Source organism: Pseudomonas sp. PSB11, from assembly GCF_014596605.1.
GTDB classification, from domain to species: Bacteria; Pseudomonadota; Gammaproteobacteria; order Pseudomonadales; family Pseudomonadaceae; genus Aquipseudomonas; species Aquipseudomonas umsongensis.
Genome location: NZ_NOIO01000076.1, coordinates 1 through 839 on the forward strand (window position 1 = coordinate 1; position 839 = coordinate 839).

At 67.1% G+C, this 839-nt stretch carries 1 pseudogene; it reads left to right on the forward strand.

The window, feature by feature from the left end:
• Window positions 1-839 (forward strand): annotated as a pseudogene (locus tag CGA21_RS29725) (glycine dehydrogenase (aminomethyl-transferring)); the annotation flags it as partial.

Sequence of the window (839 nt, forward strand, 5' to 3'; positions counted from 1 at the left end):
GAATTCATCGCCCGCCACATCGGCCCCCGCGCCGGTGACGAGCAAGCCATGCTCAACACCCTCGGCTTCGACTCCCTCGAAGCCCTGAGCGCCAGCGTCATTCCCGACAGCATCAAGGGCACCAGCGTGCTCGGCCTGGAAGACGGCCTGAGCGAAGCCGACGCCCTGGCGATGATCAAAGGCATCGCCGGCAAGAACCAGCTGTTCAAGACCTTCATCGGCCAGGGCTACTACGGCACCCACACGCCGTCGCCGATCCTGCGCAACCTCCTGGAAAACCCGGCCTGGTACACCGCCTACACCCCGTACCAGCCAGAAATTTCCCAGGGCCGCCTCGAAGCCCTGCTGAACTTCCAGACCCTGATCAGCGACCTCACCGGCCTGCCGATCGCCAACGCCTCCCTGCTCGACGAAGCCACCGCGGCCGCCGAAGCCATGACCTTCTGCAAGCGCCTGAGCAAGAACAAGGGCAGCCACCAGTTCTTCGCCTCCGTGCATTGCCACCCGCAGACCCTCGACGTGCTGCGCACCCGTGCCGAACCGCTGGGCATCGAGGTGGTGGTCGGTGACGAGCGCGAACTGAGCGACGTGACGCCGTTCTTCGGCGCCCTGCTGCAATACCCGGCGAGCAACGGTGACGTGTTCGACTACCGCGAACTGACCGAGCGCCTGCACGCCGCCAACGCCCTGGTGGCGGTGGCCGCCGACCTGCTGGCCCTGACCCTGCTGACCCCGCCGGGCGAATTCGGTGCCGACGTGGCCATCGGCAGCGCGCAACGCTTCGGCGTGCCGCTGGGCTTCGGTGGCCCGCACGCGGCGTACTTCTCCACCAAGGATGC